Source organism: Streptomyces sp. NPDC111628 (assembly GCF_055635195.1).
In genome coordinates this window covers 301,008-323,323 of record NZ_JBVKBZ010000006.1, presented here as the reverse complement: position 1 = coordinate 323,323, position 22,316 = coordinate 301,008, and the positions used below count along the sequence as shown (strand labels likewise).

The window sequence follows — 22,316 nt, the reverse complement described above, 5'->3', positions numbered from 1 at the left end:
AGACCGAGGGCGAGATCACGCCCCTCGGTCGCTCGCCCCACCCGACGGGCTCGCGGTCACCCGTGGTGTCGGACCGCCCGCCCGCAGGCCCGGGCGCGACGCGGGCGAGCCGGCACCGTCCCGGGAGTGCCTCAGCGGGCGGTCTGCGTGTGGACGTACTCCACGAGGCGGGTCAGCGCGTCCGGGTCGGTGGTCGGCAGGACGCCGTGGCCGAGGTTGAAGACGTGCCCCTCCAGGCCCGCCGCCGCGTCCAGGACCTCGCGGGTCTTGGTCTCGACCGCCTCCCGTCCGGCGAAGAGGACGGCCGGGTCCAGGTTGCCCTGGAGCGCCTTGCCGGGGCCGACGCGGCGGGCCGCCTCGTCCAGCGGGACGCGCCAGTCGACGCCGACGACGTCCGCACCGGCCTCGCCGAGCAGGCCCAGCAGCTCGCCGGTGCCGACGCCGAAGTGGATGCGCGGCACGCCGTACCCGGCGACGGCCTCGAAGACCTTGCGGGAGGCGGGCAGCACCGAACGGCGGTAGTCCGCGGGGGACAGCGCGCCGACCCAGGAGTCGAAGAGCTGGACGGCGCTCGCGCCCGCGTCGATCTGCACCTTCAGGAAGGCGGCCGTGATGCCGGCCAGGCGGTCCAGGAGGTCGGCCCACAGCTGCGGGTCGCCGTACATGAGGGCCTTGGTGTGCTCGTGGTTGCGGGACGGGCCGCCCTCCACGAGGTAGCTCGCGAGGGTGAACGGCGCGCCCGCGAAGCCGATCAGCGGGGTGGCGCCCAGCTCGCGGGTGAGCAGGCCGAAGGCCTCGGTGACGTAGGTGACGTCCTCAGGGGTGAGGTCGCGCAGCTGCGCCAGGTCGGCACGGGTGCGGATGGGGTTCGCGATGACCGGACCGACACCTGGCTTGATGTCGAGGTCGATACCGATGGCCTTGAGCGGGACCACGATGTCGCTGTAGTAGACCGCCGCGTCCACCCCGTGCCGGCGCACCGGCTGGAGGGTGATCTCGGCGACCAGTTCCGGCCGCGTGCAGGACTCGAGCATCGGGATGCCCTCGCGCACCTTCAGGTACTCCGGCAGTGAGCGCCCGGCCTGCCGCATGAACCACACCGGGGTGTGCGGCACCGGCTCACGCCTGCACGCCTTGAGGAACGCGGAGTCGTACGTGGCGGTCGGCTGCTGGCCCGCGGGGCTCTGGTTGGCACTCACACCGGCAAGTCTCGCATGCCCCCCGGACGGCACCGGACCACGGGTGGAACGCCTTCCGCGCGCCCCCGCAAGGCCGCGTGATCCGGACATCGCGTCCGCACGCGGGTGTCCCTCCCTGCGCCGGGCCGCCGTTCCGCTTAATGTTCCCCGCATGGCTGCGGCTCAGGGACGACTGTCGGACGGCGCTGGCGGAATGGACGAGGCGAAGGGGACCGAGGAAGAGGCCCGGCACAAGGGGAGTCACCACGGAAGCAACGGAAGCGGCGCGGGCAACGGGGGCAACGGGAGTACGGCGCCGCCGGCCTTCACGGCCGCCGTGGAGGCGCTGCGCGCCGCGCGGCTGCGGCCGCAGATCGAAGTAGAGGCGACCCCCGCCCCGAAGCGGCTCGCCCCGTACGCCTATGCCCTCGAGGCCGCGGTCGTGGACGGCGACGAGGACCTGGCCGACGGGCGGCTGGTGCTGCTGCACGACCCGGCCGGGCACGACGCCTGGCACGGGACCTTCCGGCTGGTGACGCTGGTGCGGGCGGAACTCGAACCGGAGATGGCGGCGGATCCGCTGCTGCCGGAGGTGTGCTGGTCCTGGCTGACCGGCGCGCTCCAGGCCCGCGGGCTGACGTACGGGGAGTCCAGCGGCACGGTCACGCGTGCGAGTTCCCACTATTTCGGAGGGCTCTCGGCGCGCCCGTCCGCCTCGCAGATCGAGATCCGGGCCTCCTGGACGCCGCGCGAGGGTCTCGGCGGCGTCCCGGACACCGCTGCGCACCTCTCGTCGTGGTGCGATCTGCTGGCCCAGGTCGCGGGTCTGCCGCCGGCGGCACCGGGCGACGCCTCGGTCGTGACGCTGCCGCAGCGGCGCGGCCCGCAGTCGCGCTGACCCTTCACCAGCCGTCGTTCATCGTTTCGGGCGGGGGGTCCGCATGTCCGGAGGAGGTTCCGTCACTTTGTCGACACGGCCACTTTCGGCCTCGTATCGACAAAGTGCGAAACCGTTCGATCTTCGAATGATCGACAGCGTGTCCGAATTGCTCGGATTGTTACTCACCAGATCGTGATCATTCTCTAAAGGCGGACGCGTTCGGTGCCGAAGACGACTGTGACCTTGAAAGCACGGTTCGTCCCGGCTTAAACCCCATGAGCCGGCTCCGTCCCCGCACCCCAGGAGGCCTGGTGTCCGTTCTCCTCGAGCAGCCTGCAAGCCTGGTCGCCTACCGCCCGAACAAGCCGACCGCCATGGTGGTCGTGGCCGACCCGCGCGTCCGTTCCACCGTCACCCGTCACCTGTGGGCGCTCGGTGTGCGCGACGTCATCGAGGCCTCGTCCGTCGCGGAGGCTCGTCCCCGCATCGGCAACCCCCGCGACATCTGCGTCGCGGACGTCCACCTCCCCGACGGCTCCGGCCTGACCCTGCTGTCGGAGACCCGCGCCGCGGGCTGGCCCAACGGGCTCGCCCTGTCCGCCGCCGACGACATCGGCGCCGTGCGCAACGCCCTCGCCGGCGGCGTCAAGGGCTACGTCGTCACCGGCACCCGTACCAACGTCGGGCTCCCCACCCGGCCGGGTGCCGCCCCCATCGGCTCCGCCGCCGCCCGTCTGCACCGCCGCCCCCCGGGCGCCCCGAGCCACCCGGGCGGCTACCGCGAGCTCTCCGGCCGCGAGGTCGAGGTTCTGCGGCTGGTCGCGGAGGGCCAGTCGAACAAGGCGATCGGCGTCTCGATGGGCCTGTCCGCCCTGACCGTCAAGAGCCACCTGGCCCGCATCGCCCGCAAGCTCGGCACGGGCGACCGCGCCGGGATGGTCGCGGTGGCCCTGCGCACGGGCATCATCCACTGACCCCTGCGATCCCCGATCCCCGATCCCCGTTCTTCGCCCGTCTTTCACTGACCTGACTGGTTTACGACCCCCCGGAGCCCGCCGACGGAACGTTCCGTCGGCGGGCTCCGTCGATCCACCGATACCCTTGACAGGTGACCGACGCCCACGAAACCGCAGCAGACCGTCCACTGCGAACCACCGGAGGCGCCCCTCCGGACGACGCCGGATCTTCTGTGAGTCAGGCGCCGATCCCTTTGCTGGAACCACGCGAGGGCATTCCGCCGGTGATCGCCGACGCGGACGCCCTCGCCGAGGTGACCGCCGCCTTCGCCGCCGGGAGCGGCCCCGTCGCCGTCGACGCCGAGCGCGCCTCCGGCTACCGCTACGGCCAGCGCGCGTACCTGGTGCAGCTGCGCCGTGCGGGCGCGGGGACGGCGCTGATCGACCCGGTGGCCTGTCCCGACCTCTCCGGTCTCGGTACGGCGATCACCGACGCGGAGTGGGTGCTGCACGCGGCCACCCAGGACCTGCCGTGCCTGCGCGAAATAGGGATGGTGCCCACCCGCATCTTCGACACCGAGCTGGCCGGACGGCTCGCCGGCTTCCCGCGCGTCGGCCTCGGCGCGATGGTGGAGAACGTCCTGGGCTTCGTCCTGGAGAAGGGCCACTCGGCCGTCGACTGGTCCACGCGCCCGCTGCCCGAGCCCTGGCTGCGCTACGCCGCGCTCGACGTCGAGCTGCTGGTCGACCTGCGGGACGCCCTGGAGAAGGAACTGGACCGCCAGGGCAAGCTGGAGTGGGCCCGGCAGGAGTTCGACGCGATCGCGTCGGCCCCGCCGCCCGAGCCGCGCAAGGACCCGTGGCGCCGTACGTCCGGCATGCACAAGGTACGCAGGCGCCGCCAGCTCGCCGTGGTGCGGGAGCTGTGGCAGGCCCGGGACCGGATCGCGCAGCGCCGGGACGTCTCCCCCGGCAAGGTGCTCGGGGACGCGGCCATCGTCGAGGCCGCCCTCGCGCTGCCGCCCAACGCGCACGCGCTGGCCGCGCTGAACGGGTTCGGCAGGGTGAACCGCCGGCAGCTGGAGCAGTGGCAGCTGTCGGTCGACCGGGCCAGGGCGCTGTCCGAGTCGCAGCTGCCGCAGCCCGGCCAGCCGGTGACCGGCCCCCCGCCGCCGCGGGCCTGGGCCGACAAGGACCCGGCCGCCGCGGCCCGGCTGACCGCGGCACGCGCGGCGGTGACGGCGCTGGCCGAGCGGCTGAGCATGCCCCAGGAGAACCTGATCACGCCCGACACGGTGCGCCGGGTCTGCTGGGAGCCGCCCGCGACCGTCGACGCCGAGTCCGTGGGCGCGGCGCTGGCCGGACACGGGGCCCGGCCCTGGCAGGTGGAGCAGGTGACACCGGTGCTGGTGGCGGCGCTGGGCCGGGAGGCGGCGTAGCGGGGACGACGGCTCATCGACGGCGGGTCGACGGCGGGTTTTGGCCAGATCCCGGGATGAGTGACCGGGCACGCAAACCGGTCGGTCGGTGCTCCGGCGGTGTGACGAGCGGTGTGACCTTCGCCGCTCCGGCCGGGGGGACTGGGCAGCTACGTTACTCATAAGTAGCATGGGGGCTGAGCGCGCGCTCAGTGCATGCGTGCCGCAGCAGTGCCATCCCGCACCCTGGAGGAGAGCCATCGTGCCTCGTACCATCAGGGACGTCGTCTTCGTCGACGGCGTCCGCACCCCGTTCGGCAAGGCGGGCCCGAAGGGCGTCTACCACGAGACCCGCGCCGACGACCTGGTCGTGAAGGCGATCCGGGAGCTGCTGCGCCGCAACCCGGGTCTCGACCCCAAGAAGATCGACGAGGTCGCCGTCGCCGCGACCACGCAGATCGGTGACCAGGGCCTCACCATCGGCCGCACCGCCGGCATCCTGGCGGGCCTGCCCACCTCGGTCCCGGGCTACTCGATCGACCGCATGTGCGCGGGCGCCCTGACCGCCGTCACCTCGGTGGCCGGCTCGGTCGCCTTCGGCGCGTACGACGTCGCGATCGCGGGCGGCGTCGAGCACATGGGCCGCCACCCGATGGGCGAGGGCGTCGACCCGAACCCGCGGTTCGTCAGCGAGAAGCTGGTCGACGAGTCCGCCCTGTTCATGGGCATGACCGCGGAGAACCTGCACGACCGCTACCCGGGCATCACCAAGCAGCGCGCCGACGAGTACGCGGTGCGCTCGCAGGAGAAGGCCGCCAAGGCGTACGCCAACGGCCAGATCCAGGCCGACCTGGTACCGGTCTCGGTGCGCCGCACCAACGAAGAGGCGGGCGAGACGGGCTGGGGCCTGGTCACCGCCGACGAGCCGATGCGTCCGGGCACCACGCTGGAGAACCTGGCGGGCCTGAAGACGCCGTTCCGCGTGCACGGCCGGGTCACCGCGGGCAACGCGGCCGGTCTGAACGACGGCGCGACCGCCTCCCTCATCGCGAGCGAGGACTTCGCCCGCGAGAACAACCTGCCGGTCAAGATGCGCCTGGTCGCGTACTCGTTCGCGGGCGTCGAGCCGGAGGTCATGGGCTACGGACCGATCCCGGCCACGGAGAAGGCACTCGCGCAGGCGGGCCTGTCGATCTCCGACATCGGCCTGTTCGAGATCAACGAGGCCTTCGCCGTCCAGGTCCTCGCCTTCCTGGAGCACTACGGCATCGCCGACGACGACGCCCGCGTCAACCAGTACGGCGGCGCCATCGCCTTCGGTCACCCGCTGGCCTCCTCCGGCGTCCGGCTGATGACGCAGCTGGCCCGGCAGTTCGAGGAGCAGCCGCACGTCCGCTACGGCCTGACCACCATGTGCGTCGGCTTCGGCATGGGCGCGACGGTCATCTGGGAGAACCCGCACTTCGAGGGGGACAAGTGAGCACCACCGCAGAGCTGCTGAAGGGTGCGGCCGAGCTGTTCCCCGGCGAGGTCGTCACGCAGGCGCACGTGCGCCACTTCGACCTGCCCCTGGGCGCCGGGCGCTTCGCCCTGATCACCCTGGACAACGGCCACGACCACACCAAGCCGACCACGCTCGGCCCGCAGTCGCTGGCGAACATCGACGCCGCGCTCGACCAGGTCGAGAAGGAGGCCGCGGACGGCGACATCGTCGGCGTCGGCGTCACCGGCAAGCCGTTCATCTTCGCGGTCGGCGCCGACCTCAAGGGCGTCGAGCTGCTCAAGCGGCACGAGGACGCGCTGGCCATCGGCAAGGGCGGCCACGACGTCCTCAAGCGCCTGGCGAGCCTCGCGGTGCCGTCGTTCGCGTACTACAACGGCGCGGCCATGGGCGGCGGCGTGGAGATCGGCCTGCACTGCACCTACCGCACGGTGTCGGCGGCCCTCCCGGCCTTCTCGCTCCCCGAGGTCTTCCTCGGCCTGGTCCCCGGCTGGGGCGGCTGCACGCTGCTGCCGAACCTGATCGGCGCCGACAAGGCCGTCTCGGTGATCATCGAGAACAGCCTCAACCAGAACAAGCAGCTCAAGGGCGCGCAGGTCCACGAACTCGGCATCGCGGACGCGATCTTCGAGGGCGCGGACTTCCTGGAGCAGTCGCTGCTGTGGACGGCGTCCGTCCTCAAGGGCGAGATCACCGTCGAGCGTCCGCTGATCGACCGCGGCGAGGCCTGGGACCAGGCGGTCGCGCGCGGCCGGTTCATCGCCGACGGCAAGGTGCACGGCGCCGCCCCGGCCGCCTACCGCGCCCTGGACATCATCGCCGCCGCCAAGAACGGCGACCTCCAGCAGGGCTACGACGCCGAGGACCAGGCCCTCGCCGACCTCATCATGGGCGGCGAACTGCGCTCCGGCATCTACGCCTTCAACCTGGTCCAAAAGCGCGGCAAGCGCCCCGCGGGTGCCCCGGACAAGTCGCTGGCCCGCCCGGTCACCAAGGTGGGCGTCGTCGGCGCCGGCCTGATGGCCTCCCAGCTCGCGCTGCTCTTCCTGCGCCGCCTGGAGGTCCCGGTCGTCCTCACCGACATCGACCAGGAGCGCGTCGACAAGGGCGTGGGCTACGTCCACGCCGAGATCGACAAGCTGCTCGGCAAGGGCCGGGTCAACCAGGACAAGGCGAACCGCCTCAAGGCCCTGGTGACCGGCGTCCTGGACAAGGCCGAGGGCTTCGCGGACGCCGACTTCGTCATCGAGGCCGTCTTCGAGGAGATGGGCGTCAAGCAGAAGGTGTTCGCGGAGGTCGAGGCGGTCGCCCCGGCGCACGCGATCCTGGCCACGAACACCTCCTCGCTCTCCGTCTCGGAGATGGCGTCGAAGCTGAAGCACCCCGAGCGGGTCGTCGGCTTCCACTTCTTCAACCCGGTCGCGATCCTCCCCCTCCTGGAGATCGTCCGCGGCGAGCAGACCGACGAGGCCTCGCTGGCCACGGCGTTCGGCGTCGCCAAGAAGCTGAAGAAGACCGCGGTCCTGGTCAAGGACGCCCCGGCGTTCGTGGTCAACCGCATCCTGACCCGCTTCATGGGCGAGATCCAGAACGTCATCGACGAGGGCACGCCGGTCCCGGTGGCGGAGAAGGCGGTGGAGCCCCTCGGCCTGCCGATGTCCCCGCTGGTCCTCCTGGAACTGGTCGGCCCGGCCATCGGCCTGCACGTCTCTCAGACCCTCAACCGGGCCTTCCCCGAGCGCTTCACGGTCTCCCCGAACCTCAAGGCGGTCGTCGAGGCGGGCAAGCGCGGCTTCTACGTCTACGACAGCGGGAAGCCGGAGCTGGACCCGGAGGTCGCCGCCCTCCTCAAGCAGGGCGACACCGTCCTGTCCGAGGAGCAGGTGCGGGCCCGGGTGCTCGACGCGGTGGCCCAGGAGATCGGCCTGATGCTCGACGAGGGCGTCGTCGCCGAGGCCCAGGACATCGACCTCTGCCTGATCACCGGCGCCGGCTGGCCCTTCCACCTGGGCGGCATCACGCCGTACCTGGACCGCGAGGGCGTCTCGGAACGGGTGAATGGGAAGCGGTTCCTGGAGGCGGGGGTGGCGTCGGTTCCGGCGTAACGCGAACAAGTCTTCCGGTGCCCGTTACGCCTCTGGGTGTGGCGGGCACCGGCCTTTCCGCGGGGGCCCGCGCAGGACGCTCGGCAGCGTGTGACGTCAGGAGGATGCGCCCGCCGGCGGCAAGACTTCCTGACGCACCGAGGGTGGCTCTGGTCCCTCGGTTCCGCCCGTCGGTTCCGCCGGTCCGCTCAGAACGCCCCCCACGCCTCCAGCGCCAGCCCCGCCTCGTCCTTCCGCCGGGTCAGCAGCAGCTGTCCCGTCGACGGGGACAGGGTCGCCGCCACCAGCCGGCCGTCGGCGTCCAGGGCCAGGGCCACGGTCGCGTCGGCCGGCAGCGCGGGGCCCGACTCGGTCCAGGCCGCGCCGGCCTCTTCCGTCTCCGAGGGGTACGCGGCGAAGGCGACGCGGCCGCTGCCCGCCGCACCCTGGGCGACCACCGTGCAGTCGTAGCCGTCTATGACGGTGCGGATGACGGACACGGGGCCGGGGCCGGCGGCGGGCATCAGGGGGGCCGGTTTCCCGCCGGGGCGCCAGGTGCACAGCTCACCGGTGTCGTCGTCGGTGAAGAAGACCGTGGTGTGCTCGGCGGAGGTCGCCAGGGCGCGCAGGGTGCCCGGGCGGACCGCGGCGTGGAGGCGCTCCCCCAGCTCCATACGGGTGCCCGGCCCCTCCTGACTCCAGTGCAGGATGCCGCTCTCCACGGGCGCGTACAGCTCGACCAGGCCGGTCTGCGTCGTCACGGCCACGGGCGACTCCTGGACCCGGCTGCCCGTCAGGTCCCGCCACGGAGCCCAGCCGCCCTTCTCCCGCTGGGCCACCATGCTCATGCCGCCGCCACCGTTGCGGACGAAGACGTGGGCGCGTCCCTGCGCGTCGACCGCGACGGTGGGAGATCCGGTGCGGTCGCCCTGCTTGTTGGGGTGGCCGGTCGGCTGCCAGTCCAGGGGTGCGAGCAGCGGCCGGTAGTGCGTGGCGTGCACGAGGACGGAGCGGTCGGCACCGGTGGGCTGCCAGGCGACCAGGTGGGCGTAACCGTCCGCGCCCTGCCCGACCGCGAGGCCGCCCGGACGCAGGGGCTTGTCGCCGCCGGCCCGGCGCGGGGTCTCCCAGCGCCCGCCGGGTGCGCTCTCGGCACGCCACAGGGCGGCGTCGTCCGCCTGGAAGTACACACTGAGGCGGCCGTCGCGGCCGAGGAGAAGCCAGTCGCCGTTCACCGGTTCACTCTAAGCGGGTGCGCCGGTTCCTTGGCGAGCGGGTACGGCCGTCGACGGCGAGGGGAGGCGAGGCGAGGGCGGAGCGAGGGCGGGCGTGGGAGTCTGACGGCATGGAAGACCACGCGCCCCTGCTCGTCGTCGTAGACGCCGCCAACGTCGTCGGCTCGGTGCCCGACGGCTGGTGGCGGGACCGGCGCGGGGCTGCGGAGCGGTTGCGGGACCGGCTGGCGGTGGACGGGGTGCCGGGGCGGGCCGGGCCGCTGGACATCGTGCTCGTCGTCGAGGGCGCGGCCCGCGGGGTGGAGTCCGTGACCGGCGTACGGGTGGAGTCCGCGCCCGGCAGCGGGGACGACCTCATGGTCGAGCTGGTGGCGCGGGCGGGTGACCGCCCCGTCCTGGTCGTGACGGCCGACCGCGAACTGCGCCGCCGGGTCACCGCGCTGGGCGCGCAGGTGGCGGGGCCCCGGACGGTGCGGCCCGGGTGAGACGCGGTCGCGTACCGGGCCGGGGCCCCGCACCCGAGCCGGTGCGGGGCCCCGGCGCGACGGAGCGGTGGGGCTATGTGCCGGACGGGTCGGCCGGTGACTCCTCGCCGCGGGCCAGGCGGCTGTGGGTGCGGCCGTAGAGGAAGTACACGACGAAGCCGATCGCCATCCAGACGGCGAAGCGGACCCAGGTCTCCGCGGGCAGGTTCAGCATCAGCCACAGCGAGGCGGCCACGGACACGATGGGCAGCAACGGGACCAGCGGGGTGCGGAAGGCGCGGGGCAGGTCGGGCCGGGTCCGGCGCAGGATGATCACGCTGATCGCGACGATGACGAAGGCGAAGAGCGTGCCGATGTTCACCAGCTCGGCCAGCTCGCTGAGGCTGGTGAAGCCGGCGACGATCGCGATGATCACGCCGAGCAGGATGGTCGGCCGGTAGGGGGTGCGGAACTTCGGGTGGACGTGGGAGAAGAAGCGCGGCAGCAGTCCGTCGCGGCTCATCGCGAAGAACACGCGGGTCTGGCCGAGGAGCAGGATCATGCAGACCGTGGTCAGGCCGACGGCCGCGCCGAAGCTGATCACTCCGGAGAAGAAGGGATGGCCCGTGGCCTTGAACGCGTCGGCGAGCGGGGCGTCCACGGAGAGCTTGGTGTAGTGCTGCATGCCGGTGACGACGATCGAGACTCCGACGTACAGCAGGGTGCAGATGACCAGGGAGCCGAGGATGCCGCGGGGCATGTCGCGCTGCGGGTTCCTGGTCTCCTCGGCGGCGGTGGCGACGATGTCGAAGCCGATGAAGGCGAAGAAGACGACCGAGGCGGCCGTGAAGATGCCCATCACCCCGAAGTTGGACGGCGCCCAGCCGAACATCAGCTGGATCAGCGGCGAGTGCAGTCCCCCGCCCGCCTCGACGGGCTGCGACTTCGGGATGAAGGGGTCGTAGTTGGCGCTCTTGACGAAGAAGGCGCCCGCGATGATCACGATGAGGACGACCGCCACCTTGATGGCGACGACGACCGAGGTGATCCGCGCCGACAGCTTCATGCCGAGGACGAGGATGGCGGTGAGCACCAGCACCAGGGCCGCGGCGAGGATGTCGAAGCCGAAGCCCTCCGCGCCGTCCCGCCCGCCCAGCTCCGCCGGCATGTGCCAGCCCGCGTTGTCCATCAGTGAGCGGATGTAGCCCGACCAGCCGACGGCCACCACCGCCGTGCCGAGCGCGAACTCCAGGACCAGGTCCCAGCCGATGATCCAGGCGGGCAGTTCGCCCAGCGAGGCGTAGGAGAAGGTGTACGCGGAGCCGGCCACCGGGACGGTGGAGGCGAACTCGGCGTAGCACAGCGCGGCGAGCGCGCAGACGACGCCGGCGACGACGAACGCCAGGGCCGTGGCGGGCCCGGCGTTGTCCTTGGCGACGGTGCCGGTCAGTACGAAGATGCCGGTGCCGATGACGACGCCGATACCGAAGACGGTCAGGTCCAGCGCCGACAGGGATTTCCTGAGCGCGTGCTCCGGTTCCTCCGTGTCACGGATGGACTGCTCGATCTTCTTCGTCCTGAACAGGGTGTTGCTCACGGGGACCTCCCACGCTTGTCGTCCTCGACATGATCGAGAGGGGGCGTACTGCGTATGCCCCGGCGTGGGCGATTTCACGCGGATGGGCCGGTTCCACCACTGCAACGAGTGGCGGCACCGGCCCATCCGGCCCAGTGCGGAGTTGCGGAGCTCCCGCGTGCGCGGTGTCAGTCGCGCGCGGCCTCCACCTGGTCCACCTCGGCGCCCGCGCGGTCGTACTTGCCGTCCAGCTTGGCGACCAGGCCGGTGACCTGGCGCGCGATGTCGGGCGCGGTGAGCCCGATCTCGGCCAGCACCTCGGCGCGGGAGGCGTGGTCGAGGAAGCGCGGCGGGATGCCGAAGTCGCGCAGCGGTACGTCGACGCCGGCGTCGCGCAGGGCCTGGGCGACGGCGGAGCCGACACCGCCGACGCGGGAGTTGTCCTCGACGGTGACGACGACGCGGTGCCGCTCGGCGAGCGGCGCCATGGCCTCGTCGACGGGCTTGACCCAGCGCGGGTCGACCACGGTGGTGGAGATCCCCTGCTTGTTCAGCAGGTCGGCGATCTCCAGGCACATCGGCGCGAGGGCGCCGACCGAGACCAGGAGCACGTCGGGCGTGTCGGTGCCGGGGGCGCGCAGCACGTCCATGCCGCCGACCCGGCCGACGGCGGGGACGGCGGGGCCGACGGCGCCCTTGGAGAAGCGGACCACGGTCGGCGCGTCGTCCACCGCGACGGCCTCGCGCAGCTGGGCGCGGACCTGGTCGGCGTCGCGCGGGGCGGCGAGCCTGAGGCCGGGAACGACCTGGAGGATCGACATGTCCCACATGCCGTTGTGGGAGGCGCCGTCGGTGCCGGTGACACCGGCGCGGTCCAGCACGAAGGTCACGCCGCACTTGTGCAGGGCGACGTCCATCAGGACCTGGTCGAAGGCGCGGTTGAGGAAGGTGGCGTACACGGCGAAGACCGGGTGGACGCCGCCGTGGGCGAGGCCGGCCGCGGAGACCGCGCCGTGCTGCTCGGCGATGCCGACGTCGTAGACGCGGTCGGGGAAGGCCTTGGCGAACTTGTCGAGGCCGACCGGCTGGAGCATGGCCGCGGTGATGGCGACGACGTCCTCGCGCTCCTTGCCGAGCTCGAGCATCTCGTCGCCGAAGACGCTGGTCCAGTCGGCGCCGGAGGTGGAGATGGGCAGGCCGGTGTCGGGGTGGATCTTACCGACGGCGTGGAAGCGGTCGGCCTCGTCCTGGAGGGCGGGCTGGTAGCCGCGGCCCTTCTCGGTGAGGCAGTGCACGATCACCGGGCCGCCGAAGCGCTTGGCGCGGGTGAGGGCGGACTCCAGGGCCTCGAGGTCGTGGCCGTCGATGGGGCCGACGTACTTGAGGCCGAGGTCCTCGAACATGCCCTGCGGGGCGATGAAGTCCTTCAGGCCCTTCTTGGCGCCGTGCAGGGTGTCGTAGAGCGGGCGGCCGACGACCGGGGTGCGCTCCAGGACCTCCTTGGTGCGGGCCAGGAAGCGCTCGTAGCCGTCGGTGGTGCGCAGGGTCGCCAGGTGGTTGGCGAGGCCGCCGATGGTGGGCGCGTAGGAGCGCTCGTTGTCGTTGACGACGATGACGAGCGGGCGGTCCTTGGCGGCGGCGATGTTGTTCAGCGCCTCCCAGGCCATGCCGCCGGTCAGGGCTCCGTCGCCGATGACGGCGACGACGTGGTCGTCGCGCTGAAGGACCTGGTTGGCCTTGGCGATGCCGTCGGCCCAGCCGAGCACCGTGGAGGCGTGGCTGTTCTCGATGACGTCGTGCTCGGACTCGCCCTGCGAGGGGTAGCCGGACAGGCCGCCCTTCATCTTCAGCTTCGAGAAGTCCTGGCGGCCGGTGAGCAGCTTGTGCACGTAGGACTGGTGGCCCGTGTCCCAGAGCACCTTGTCCTTCGGCGATTCGAAGACCCGGTGCAGGGCGAGGGTGAGTTCCACCACGCCGAGGTTGGGGCCGAGGTGGCCGCCGGTCTTGGAGACGGCGTCGACGAGGAAGGTACGGATCTCCTCGGCCAGCTGAGTCAGCTCTTCCAGGCTGAGCCGGTCCAGATCGCGCGGTCCCGTGATGCGGGTCAGCAGCGGCACCCGTGCCTCCTTGCAGTAGAGCTGTTGCCGGGCTCGTCGAGTCTAATGTTCCGCTCCGGCGGAACGTGTCCGGGCGGTGCGTCGTACGTCACGCGTTCGGCCTTACCCACGGGCGGGCCGTTCTACGTCTTCCCGGCCGGCGCTCCGCGTTTCCCCGTCGGCCCGGCGTCCTTGCGGGCGGCGGGACCCGCCTTGGGGACACCTTTACCCGGGTGGTCCAGTCCGCGGGGCGCACGGTGTGCAGGCCGGGGGACGTCAGGCCCGGCGAATTGGTCTAGTCCCATTCTGGTCCAGACCATTGCGTCCCCCGTCGCTCCGGCGATATCCCCGTACCCGGCAACACCCCAGCACAGCACGGGAATCGACGTTCCACCCCACACACACCGGGACTGACATGAGACGCATGCGTTCCATCCGGGCGGCGCTCACCGCGGCCGCCACCACCGTGGCCGCGGTGGGCCTCGCCCTGTCCGGCACCGGCGCGGCCCAGGCGGCGACCCCGCTGCCGGACCGGGTCTTCGCGCCGTACTTCGAGGCCTGGACCGGGGAGAGCCCGGCCGCGCTGGCCGCCCAGTCGGGTGCCAAGCACCTCACCATGGCCTTCCTCCAGACGGCGACCCCGGGTTCCTGCACGCCGTACTGGAACGGCGACACGTCGATGCCGATCGCGCAGTCGACCTTCGGCGCCGACTTCGACACCATCCAGGCGAACGGGGGCGACGTCATCCCCTCGTTCGGCGGCTACACGGCCGACACCACCGGCACCGAGATCGCCGACAGCTGCACCGACGTCCAGCAGATCGCCGCGGCCTACGAGAAGGTCATCACGACCTACGACGTCTCCCGGCTCGACATGGACATCGAGATCGACGCGCTGGACAACACCGCGGGCATCGACCGCCGCAACAAGGCCATCAAGCTGGTCCAGGACTGGGCCGCCGACAACGGCCGCGACATCGAGATCTCCTACACCCTGCCCACCACCACCCGCGGCCTGGCGAGCAACGGCGTCGCCCTGCTCGAGAACGCCGTGGCGAACGGCACCGAGGTCGACGTCGTGAACCTCATGACGTTCGACTACTACGACAACCAGCCCCACGACATGGCCCAGGACACCCGGACGGCGACCCAGGGCCTGCACGACGTGCTGGCCCGGCTCCACCCGGACAAGTCCTCCGCCGAGCTGTGGCACATGATCGGCGTCATCGAGATGATCGGCGTCGACGACTTCGGACCGGCGGAGACCTTCACCCTGGACAACGCCCGCACCGTCTACGACTGGGCCCTGGACCAGGGCATCAACACGCTCTCCTTCTGGGCGCTCCAGCGGGACAACGGGAGCTGCGCCGGCGGCGGCGCGGCCGACAACTGCTCCGGCATCCAGCAGAACACCTGGGACTTCTCGCACATCTTCGCGCCCTTCACCAGCGGCAGCACCGCCCCGGAGAACGACTTCTCCCTCTCCGCCGGCCCGGCCTCCGGCACGGTGACCGCGGGCGCCTCGGCCACCACCACCGTGAAGACCGCGGTGAAGTCGGGCCAGGCGGAGACGGTGCAGCTCAGGGCGAGCGGGGTACCGGCGGGCGTCACCGCGTCCTTCAGCCCCGCCTCGGTCACGGCGGGCGGACAGTCGACGCTCACCCTCGCCACCACCGACCGGGCCGTCTCGGGCACGTACTCCGTCACGGTCACGGGCACCAGCCCGTCCGGCAGCCACAGCACCACGTACGCGCTGACCGTCACCGGCGGCAACGGCAGCCAGTGCACGGCCGCCCCGTGGAGCTCGGGCGCGGTCTACACCGGCGGGCAGCAGGTCTCCCACGAGGGGCACACCTGGAAGGCCAAGTGGTGGACGACCGGCGAGGAGCCCGGGACCACCGGCCAGTGGGGCGTCTGGCAGGACCTCGGCGCCTGCTGACGTGAGCGGGGCGTACTGACACGACACAGCGGTCCGCCCGCCGGCCCAGGGCTCAGCTGGGCGGGCGGGCGGACCGTCGTCGGCCGTGCGGCGGCTTGCTACGCGCGGCCGGCCGTCTTCTGCGTCTTGCGGGTGATCGCGTCGATGACGACGGTCGCCAGCAGCACGCCACCGGTGATCATGTACTGGACCGGCGAGGCGATGCCCTCCAGGGCGAGGCCGTACTGGATCGAGACGATGACCATCACACCGAGCAGCGCGTCCCAGGTGCGGCCGCGGCCGCCGAAGAGGGACGTGCCGCCGATCACGGCCGCGGCGATGACGTTCATCAGGAACTCACCGGTGCCCGCGCCCTGGTTGGCGGCGGCGATCTTCGAGGCCACGAAGAGGCCGCCGATCGCCGCGAAGCCGCCGGCGATCGCGAAGACCGAGATCCGGATCAGCTCCACGTTGATGCCGGCGCGGCGGGACGCCTCGACGCTGCCACCGAGGGCGAAGATCTTGCGACCGTAGGCGGTGCGGCGCAGGACGAAGTCCGTGAGCAGCAGGAACGCCAGGAAGATCACCACGGCCAGCGGCAGGCCCTTGTACTGGTTGAAGACGATCGCCACGACGAACGCCAGGATCGCCAGCAGCACCGTGCGCACGATGATCTCGTTCAGCGGCCGGGAGGGCACCCCGGCGGCCTCGCGGCGCCGGCTGTCGAAGAACGCGCTGAGGAAGTACCCCGCGGTCACCACGACCGCCAGGCCGTAGGCGGCGGCCACGTCGCTGAAGTAGTAGCTGGTCATCTTGACCACGATGCCCTCGGAGTCGAGGTTGATCGTGCCGTTGCTGCCCAGGATCTGCAGCATGAAGCCCTGCCAGAACAGCAGTCCGGCCAGCGTCACGGCGAAGGCCGGCACGCCGATGCGGGCGAAGACGAAGCCGTGGATGGCACCGGCCACGGTGCCGGTGAGGACGGACAGCAGCAGGGCGAGCCACTCGTTCATCCCGTGCGTGACGCTCAGCACCGCGAAGGTGGCGCCCGCGACACCGCTGACCGAGCCGACCGACAGGTCGATCTCGCCGAGCAGCAGGACGAAGACGATACCGACGGCGATCATGCCGGTGCCGACCATGGCGACCGACATGTCGGAGAAGTTGCCGGCGGTGAGGAAGTTGGAGTTCAGGCTGGTGAAGATGGCCCAGATGATCAGCAGTCCGACGACGACCGGGATGGACCCGAGGTCACCGGCCTTCATCTTCCGCTTGAACTCGCTCAGGTAGCCCGCGAAGCCCTGCTCGCGCACCAGCAGCCGCGGGTCGACCGCGGCGGCGGCGCCGGCGGCCGCGGCGGGGTTCTCCACCGCGTGGTCCTCGGCGGGGGTGGAGGTCTTGTCGATGCTCACTTCTTGATCTCCCCATTGGTGCGCGCCGCACGACGGGTCACGGCGTTCTCCGTGGCGCCCGTGATGGCGGAGATGATCTCTTCCTGCGAGGTCGACTTGACCTCGAAGACGCCGTTGTTGCGCCCGAGGCGCAGGACGGCGACCTTGTCGGCGACCGCCTTGACGTCAGCCATGTTGTGGCTGATGAGGATGACGGCGTGACCGCGCTCGCGCAGCCGCTCCACGAGGTCGAGGACCTGCGCGGTCTGCTCGACGCCGAGGGCGGCGGTGGGCTCGTCGAGGATGACCAGCTTGGGCTCGCCGAGCATGGACCGGGCGATCGCCACCACCTGGCGCTGACCGCCGGAGAGCGAGGCGATCGGGATGCGGACGCTCGGTATGCGGATGGACAGCGTGTCGAGGAGCTCGCGGGAGCGGCGCTCCATCTCCACCTCGTCCAGGACGCCGCGCCTGCGGATCTCCCGGCCCAGGTAGAGGTTGCCGACGACGTCGATGTTGTCGCACAGCGCGAGGTCCTGGTAGACGGTCGCGATGCCGAGGCTCTGGGCGTCGTGCGGCCTGTTGATCGAGACGGACCTGCCGTCCCACTCGATGGCGCCCTCATCGATGGGGTGCACGCCGGCGATCGTCTTGACCAGCGTGGACTTTCCGGCGCCGTTGTCGCCCACCAGGGCGACCACCTCACCGGCGTGGACCTCAAGCTCTACGTCGGTGAGCGCCTGGACGGCACCGAATCGCTTGGAGACCCCGCGCAACGCCAGCACGGGCGTAGCGGACACGTGAACCATCTCCTTCGCCGCCTGACCCGGCGGGAGGTTGTGCAGAAGTGATTGGGGGGTGTTCCGTCCGGCGCCCCGCGTAGCTTGCGGGGCTGATGAGTGCGGGGCGCCGGAGGAGCTGGGGCGGCCGGTCCCGGGCGGCTCAGCCGGCTCGGGACGCGGGTCCGCTTACTTGAGGCCGATCTTGTCGCAGGCGGCCTTGTACTTGTCCGTGCAGATCTCGTCGATCGTGTAGAAGCCGTCCTTGATGACGGTCTCCTTGATGTTGTCCTTGGTCAGCGAGACGACCGGGACGATGACCGCGGGGACGCCCTTGGTGGTGGCGCTGTCGACCTTGTCGTTGGCGATGGAGTCGAGCGACTCGCCCTTCGCCAGCGCGACGGCCATCTCGGCCGCGGTCTCGGCCTCCTTCGGGTAGGACTTGAAGACGCTCATGTACTGCTCACCGGTGACGATGCGCTGCACACCCGCGAGTTCGGCGTCCTGGCCGGTGACCGGGATGTCCGCGATGCCGGCCCTCTTCAGGGCGGTGATGGAACCGCCCGCCATGCCGTCGTTGGCGGAGTAGACGCCGTCGATCTTGTCCTTGCCGAGCGCGGAGATCGCCGCTTCCATGTTGGCGTTGGCGTTCTCCGGCTTCCACTCCTTGGTGTCGTACTCGCGGCCGATCTTCACCTTGCCGTCGAGGACGGAGTGGGCGCCCTCCTTGAACTGGGCGGCGTTCGGGTCGGTGGAGGACCCGTTCATCATGACGATCTGGCTGTCCTTGGCCTTGTCGCCCAGCGCCTTCAGGAGCGCCTCGCCCTGCGTCTTGCCGACGGTGACGTTGTCGAACGAGGTGTAGGCGTCGATCGGACCCTCGGCCAGGCGGTCGAAGGCGACGACCTTGATCCCGGCGTCGTGGGCCTTCTTCACCGAGCCCGCGATGGCCTTGTAGTCCACCGCGTCGATGATCATCACGTCGACCTTGTTGGTGACCATCGTGTCGACCTGCTGGTTCTGCAGGCTGGCGTCCTGCTTGGCGTTGGCGTAGACGACCTCGCCCTTGTTGTTCGTGAGCTCCTTGACCTTCTTCTCGATCATGGGCTTGTCGAACTTCTCGTACCGCGCGGTCTGGTTCTCGGGAAGGAGCAGACCGACCTTGATGTCGTCGCCCTTCTTCGCCGCCGAGTCGGACGAGTCGCTGCCGCCGTCGGACTCCTTGGCGCTGCCACAGGCGGCGAGCGAGACGGCCATCGCGGTGGTGGCAACGGCAACGGCGGCACGACGCATACGCGTGTTCACTTCACAAACCTCCCTGACGAGGCCGCGTCGTTGCGGCCGAGGTGGCTGGAAGTCAACTCGGCCGCACGTGCGACGTCAAGAAGTAAATCCTTAACGAGATGACAACGGTGCCATCCGTGCTCTAAGTGAAGGCAGGCGTGGCCGCCGGCAGAGCGCCGGTCGCAGACCCGTCCAAGAGCGTCGAATCACCCATCTCGCTGAGGGCGAGGGCGAGGGCTCCGAGCACCTCCGCACGGCCGCCAAGGGCCCCGGGGAGCACGGAGAGTTGCCGCGCCGCGCTGGGGATGGCGTAACGCCCGACGGACTCTCTTATCGGCCCGAGCACCAGCTCGCCGGCCTCGGCGAGATCGCCGCCGAGGACGACGCGGCTCGGGTTGAGCAGGTTGCAGAGGTTGGCGACTCCACTGCCGATGTGGCGGCCGACGTCGGCGATCACCCGACGGCAGCCAGGGTCACCGTCCCGCGCCAGCCGCACGACGCCCTCCATCGTCAGATCGGTGCCGTGGCTGGGCTGGAGGAGCGGAAGCACATAGCGTGCTGCGGCGAAGGTCTCCAGGCAACCCCGGTTTCCGCACCGGCAGACGGGACCGGCCTCATCCAGGGTGATATGCCCGATTTCACCCGCTGTGCCGCCGGGCCCTCGATAGATTTTCCCGTTGATCACCAGCCCGGCGCCGACACCGCTGGCGACCTTGATGTACGCCAGGTCCCGCACCCCCCGGCCGCTGCCCCAGACCAGCTCGCCCAGGGCGCCGAGGTTGGCGTCGTTGTCCACGTGCACCGGGACGCCGAGCCGCCCCCGCAGCTCCTCGGCGGGCCGGGTGCCGCCCCAGCCGGGCAGGATGGCGGTCGAGCCCAGCGTCCCGGACTCCACGTCGATCGGGCCCGGCACGCCCAGGCCCACCCCGGCGATCTTGGCCCGGTCCACGCCGGTGGCCGCGATCAGCCGGCTGACCAGCTGTTCCGCCCGGTCGAAGCCCTGGTCCGAGGAGGCGTCGACGTCCAGCGGCTCGGACTCCTCGGCGAGCACCTGGTGGGCGAGGTTGCCGATGGCGACGCGCAGGTGGGTGTGGCCGAAGTCCACGCCGATGACGATGCCGGCGTCCCCGCTCAGCGAGACGCTGCGGGCCCGGCGGCCGCCCGCCGAGGTGGGCGTGACCTCGACGGTCCCGCCGTCCTTCAGTTCCCGGACGATGTTCGAGACCGTGGCCGCGGACAGCCCCGTCGTCCTCGCGATCTCCGCCTGCGTGAGCGAACCGGCGAGCCGTACCGCCCGTACGACGCGTTCCAGGTTGGCGCGGTGCAGCGACGACTGCGACCCGGGAGTCTCCATTGACTCTCACCCTCATCCCCTGGGTCCGCGTCGCCCGGTGCGATGCGGACCTTGTACAAGTTATGAACCCCAAACTCCGCTGGATCGCCCAGTGGCGTCAAGCCCTTGAAAGAAATCGGTTCCAGGCCGTGTCCACGGTCGGCTGCCGGTGGTACGCCGCAGGGGTCCGTCCCCGGAGAGCTGTCTCTCCGGGGACGGACCCCTGCGTACGACGGTGAGGCGGCGGTGGGCGTCAGCGGAAGGTGCCCTGCGACACCGAACCGGCGATCCGCCGCTGGAAGACGCAGTACACGAGCAGTACGGGCACCACCGTGATCACGATCGCCGCGAACAGCGCACCGTAGTCGATGTCGTAGACCTGCGAGGACGCGTAGGCGGCCATGCCTTGAGTGAGGACCCACTTGTCCTGGTCGGTGTTGAGCGCCACCGGCAGCAGGAACTGGTTCCACAGGCCCAAGAAGTTGAAGATCGCCACCGCCGCCATGCCCGGACGGGCCATCGGCAGCATCACCTGGAAGAACGCCCGCCAGTCCCCGGCACCGTCGATCAGCGCGGCCTCGTACACGTCGTGCGGCAGCGACCGGAAGAACGAATAGAGGAAGAACATCGTGAACGGCAGCGCGAATGCGACGTAGGTGAGGATCAGTCCGGGACGTGTGTTCAGCAGCCCGAAGTTCTGCAACTGGAAGAAGAGCGGAACGATCGCCAGAAAAACCGGGAAAGTCAGGCCGGCGAGCATCACGTAGTAGATCAGCCGGCGTCCGGGGAACTCGAACCGGGCGAGAACGTAGGCGCACATCGCGCCGAGCAGCATCACCAGGATCAGTGCCGAGACCACGACGATCACGGAATTCAGGAAGTACTTCCCGATGTTCGCGTCGGTCCACGCGTTCGCGTAGTTCTCGAAGCGCCAGTGATCCGGCAGCGAGAACGGCGACGAAAGGATCTCGCCGGTCGATTTGAACGACGACATCAGCACCCACAGCATGGGCACGATCACGATCACGGACCACAGGATCAGCAGGGCGTGCGAGATCGCCGCGAATCTGCGGTCGCTGCTCGCGGCGGCCCTCGTCAGCTTGCGGTCGCTCGCCGGTTTCGGGTCGCTGGCCGGCTTCCGGTCGGCGGTGATGACGCTCACCTGGCACCTCCCTTGGCAGCGGCACGCCGAGCCCTGGACCCAGGTGCTTTCCTCTTGCTCTCGCCCTCGCCGCCGCCCGTGAGGCGGTTGACGAGGAACACCAGCGCCGCGAACACCAGGGTGACGGCGGCGAGGACGACGCCCATCGCGGTGGCGTAGCCGAACTGCTGCTTGGCGAAAGCGACGTTGAACAGACGCTGGCTGATCGTCAGGGTCGAGTTGTCCGGGCCGCCGTTCGGCACCATCGCCTGGACGTAGACGAACGCGTCGAGGGCGGCGATGCCCAGGTAGATGTACGCGGTCTGCACGCTGTCCCGGATCGCCGGCAGGGTGATCGAGATCGTGGTGCGGAACCGGCCGGCCCCGTCGATCTTCGCCGCCTCGTACAGCTCGCCGGGAACGCCCTTGATCGCGGCGATGAAGAGCACCGCGTAGAACCCGACGAGCCCCCAGATGATGACGAACATCACGGCCGGCATCGCGGCCGCCTTCTCGCCCAGCCACGCGAACGCCTCGAACTGGTCGAGGCCGAGGCCGGTGAGGACGCCGTTGAGCAGGCCGGCGTTCGGGTCGTACATCTGCGCCCAGATCAGACCGACGATGATCGCCGGCACGACGTAGGGGAAGAACGAGATGATCCGGTAGAACGACGCTCCCCGGATCCCTCGGACGGGGCCCTTGCTGGGCCCGCCCAGGGTGATGGCGACGGCGACCCCGAGGGCCAGCGTCAGCGTCACCAGCGGCACGAAGGCCGCGAGGAGTGCGACGTTGCGCAACGCCTTCAGGAAGATGTCGTCCTGGAACATCTTCGTGAAGTTGTCGAAGCCGACGAAGTTGTAGTCCGGGCTGAAGCCGCGCCAGTCGGTCATCCCCCAGAAGATCGCCTGGCCGAACGGGATCAGAACGAAGATCACGAAGATGGCCAGCGGGACACCGAGGAACGCGAGGAAGAACGTCACCCGGTCGAAGGTGAGCCTGCGGCGCCGTGGCCGCCCGCCGCGAGCGGCCGGCTCGGGCCGGCGGCTCGCGGCGTCGGAGGTGGTGGTGTTGTCTTTCATCCC

The 22,316-nt window shown here is 70.7% G+C and carries 17 protein-coding genes; 7 read left to right on the top strand and 10 right to left on the bottom strand.

Going from position 1 to position 22,316, the window contains the following annotated elements:
- Positions 1-131: 131 nt before the first annotated feature.
- On the bottom strand, positions 132-1,199 hold the full coding sequence (gene hemE / locus ACZ7MF_RS30865) for a uroporphyrinogen decarboxylase (protein WP_471481554.1): 1,068 nt from the start codon (positions 1,197-1,199) through the stop codon (positions 132-134).
- A gap of 151 nt (positions 1,200-1,350) precedes the next feature.
- Between hemE and ACZ7MF_RS30860 the strand changes: the two genes are divergently transcribed.
- The 5 genes from ACZ7MF_RS30860 to ACZ7MF_RS30840 all read left to right on the top strand — a co-directional run bounded on the left by ACZ7MF_RS30860 (position 1,351) and on the right by ACZ7MF_RS30840 (position 8,038).
- Positions 1,351-2,076 (top strand): DUF3000 domain-containing protein, encoded by a 726-nt coding sequence (locus ACZ7MF_RS30860; RefSeq protein ID WP_471481553.1) that lies wholly within the window; start codon positions 1,351-1,353, stop codon positions 2,074-2,076.
- Positions 2,077-2,369: 293 nt separating this feature from the next.
- Positions 2,370-3,032 carry a response regulator transcription factor gene (locus tag ACZ7MF_RS30855; protein ID WP_073493321.1) on the top strand — a complete coding sequence of 221 codons (663 nt, stop codon included), beginning with the start codon at positions 2,370-2,372 and terminating at the stop codon, positions 3,030-3,032.
- Positions 3,033-3,166: 134 nt separating this feature from the next.
- A complete protein-coding gene (locus tag ACZ7MF_RS30850) occupies positions 3,167-4,453 on the top strand; it encodes an HRDC domain-containing protein (RefSeq protein WP_471481552.1) in 1,287 nt (428 codons plus the stop codon).
- 241 nt (positions 4,454-4,694) lie between these two features.
- Entirely contained in the window at positions 4,695-5,912 is a 1,218-nt protein-coding gene (locus ACZ7MF_RS30845; RefSeq protein ID WP_471481551.1) for a thiolase family protein, read from the top strand.
- Positions 5,909-8,038 carry a 3-hydroxyacyl-CoA dehydrogenase NAD-binding domain-containing protein gene (locus ACZ7MF_RS30840; RefSeq protein WP_471481550.1) on the top strand — a complete coding sequence of 710 codons (2,130 nt, stop codon included), beginning with the start codon at positions 5,909-5,911 and terminating at the stop codon, positions 8,036-8,038. The genes ACZ7MF_RS30845 and ACZ7MF_RS30840 overlap by 4 nt, the downstream gene beginning before the upstream one ends.
- Before the next feature lie 188 nt (positions 8,039-8,226).
- On the opposite strand, the gene ACZ7MF_RS30835 is transcribed toward ACZ7MF_RS30840, so the two are convergent.
- Positions 8,227-9,252, bottom strand: coding sequence for a DUF8189 domain-containing protein (locus tag ACZ7MF_RS30835; RefSeq protein WP_471481549.1), 1,026 nt, complete (start codon positions 9,250-9,252; stop codon positions 8,227-8,229).
- 110 nt (positions 9,253-9,362) lie between these two features.
- On the opposite strand from ACZ7MF_RS30835, the gene ACZ7MF_RS30830 reads away from it, so the two are divergent.
- Positions 9,363-9,737: a PIN domain-containing protein gene (locus tag ACZ7MF_RS30830; RefSeq protein WP_471481548.1), complete on the top strand. Its 375-nt coding sequence runs from the start codon at positions 9,363-9,365 to the stop codon at positions 9,735-9,737.
- 73 nt (positions 9,738-9,810) lie between these two features.
- Here ACZ7MF_RS30830 and ACZ7MF_RS30825 read toward each other — a convergent pair whose 3' ends face one another.
- Both ACZ7MF_RS30825 and dxs read right to left on the bottom strand, forming a co-directional pair.
- On the bottom strand, positions 9,811-11,313 hold the full coding sequence (locus ACZ7MF_RS30825) for an amino acid permease (RefSeq protein WP_471481547.1): 1,503 nt from the start codon (positions 11,311-11,313) through the stop codon (positions 9,811-9,813).
- Positions 11,314-11,480: 167 nt separating this feature from the next.
- On the bottom strand, positions 11,481-13,409 hold the full coding sequence (dxs, locus tag ACZ7MF_RS30820) for a 1-deoxy-D-xylulose-5-phosphate synthase (protein WP_471481546.1): 1,929 nt from the start codon (positions 13,407-13,409) through the stop codon (positions 11,481-11,483).
- Between the two features lie 394 nt (positions 13,410-13,803).
- Here dxs and ACZ7MF_RS30815 point away from each other — a divergent pair, with 394 nt between their 5' ends.
- Entirely contained in the window at positions 13,804-15,327 is a 1,524-nt protein-coding gene (locus tag ACZ7MF_RS30815) for a glycosyl hydrolase family 18 protein (protein ID WP_471481545.1), read from the top strand.
- 98 nt (positions 15,328-15,425) lie between these two features.
- Here ACZ7MF_RS30815 and ACZ7MF_RS30810 read toward each other — a convergent pair whose 3' ends face one another.
- The 6 genes from ACZ7MF_RS30810 to ACZ7MF_RS30785 all read right to left on the bottom strand — a co-directional run bounded on the left by ACZ7MF_RS30810 (position 15,426) and on the right by ACZ7MF_RS30785 (position 22,313).
- The gene (locus tag ACZ7MF_RS30810; RefSeq protein ID WP_003972911.1) at positions 15,426-16,718 is read right to left on the bottom strand and encodes a sugar ABC transporter permease; all 1,293 of its coding nucleotides are present in this window, start codon (positions 16,716-16,718) and stop codon (positions 15,426-15,428) included.
- On the bottom strand, positions 16,715-17,506 hold the full coding sequence (locus tag ACZ7MF_RS30805; protein ID WP_003972912.1) for an ATP-binding cassette domain-containing protein: 792 nt from the start codon (positions 17,504-17,506) through the stop codon (positions 16,715-16,717). Before ACZ7MF_RS30805 ends, ACZ7MF_RS30810 begins: the two co-directional genes overlap by 4 nt.
- A gap of 159 nt (positions 17,507-17,665) precedes the next feature.
- The gene (locus ACZ7MF_RS30800; RefSeq protein ID WP_003972913.1) at positions 17,666-18,769 is read right to left on the bottom strand and encodes an ABC transporter substrate-binding protein; all 1,104 of its coding nucleotides are present in this window, start codon (positions 18,767-18,769) and stop codon (positions 17,666-17,668) included.
- A gap of 133 nt (positions 18,770-18,902) precedes the next feature.
- The gene (locus tag ACZ7MF_RS30795; RefSeq protein ID WP_127892578.1) at positions 18,903-20,114 is read right to left on the bottom strand and encodes an ROK family transcriptional regulator; all 1,212 of its coding nucleotides are present in this window, start codon (positions 20,112-20,114) and stop codon (positions 18,903-18,905) included.
- Between the two features lie 232 nt (positions 20,115-20,346).
- Positions 20,347-21,255: a carbohydrate ABC transporter permease gene (locus ACZ7MF_RS30790; protein WP_471481544.1), complete on the bottom strand. Its 909-nt coding sequence runs from the start codon at positions 21,253-21,255 to the stop codon at positions 20,347-20,349.
- Positions 21,252-22,313, bottom strand: coding sequence for a carbohydrate ABC transporter permease (locus tag ACZ7MF_RS30785; protein ID WP_471481543.1), 1,062 nt, complete (start codon positions 22,311-22,313; stop codon positions 21,252-21,254). The genes ACZ7MF_RS30790 and ACZ7MF_RS30785 overlap by 4 nt, the downstream gene beginning before the upstream one ends.
- Between the last annotated feature and the right edge of the window lie 3 nt (positions 22,314-22,316).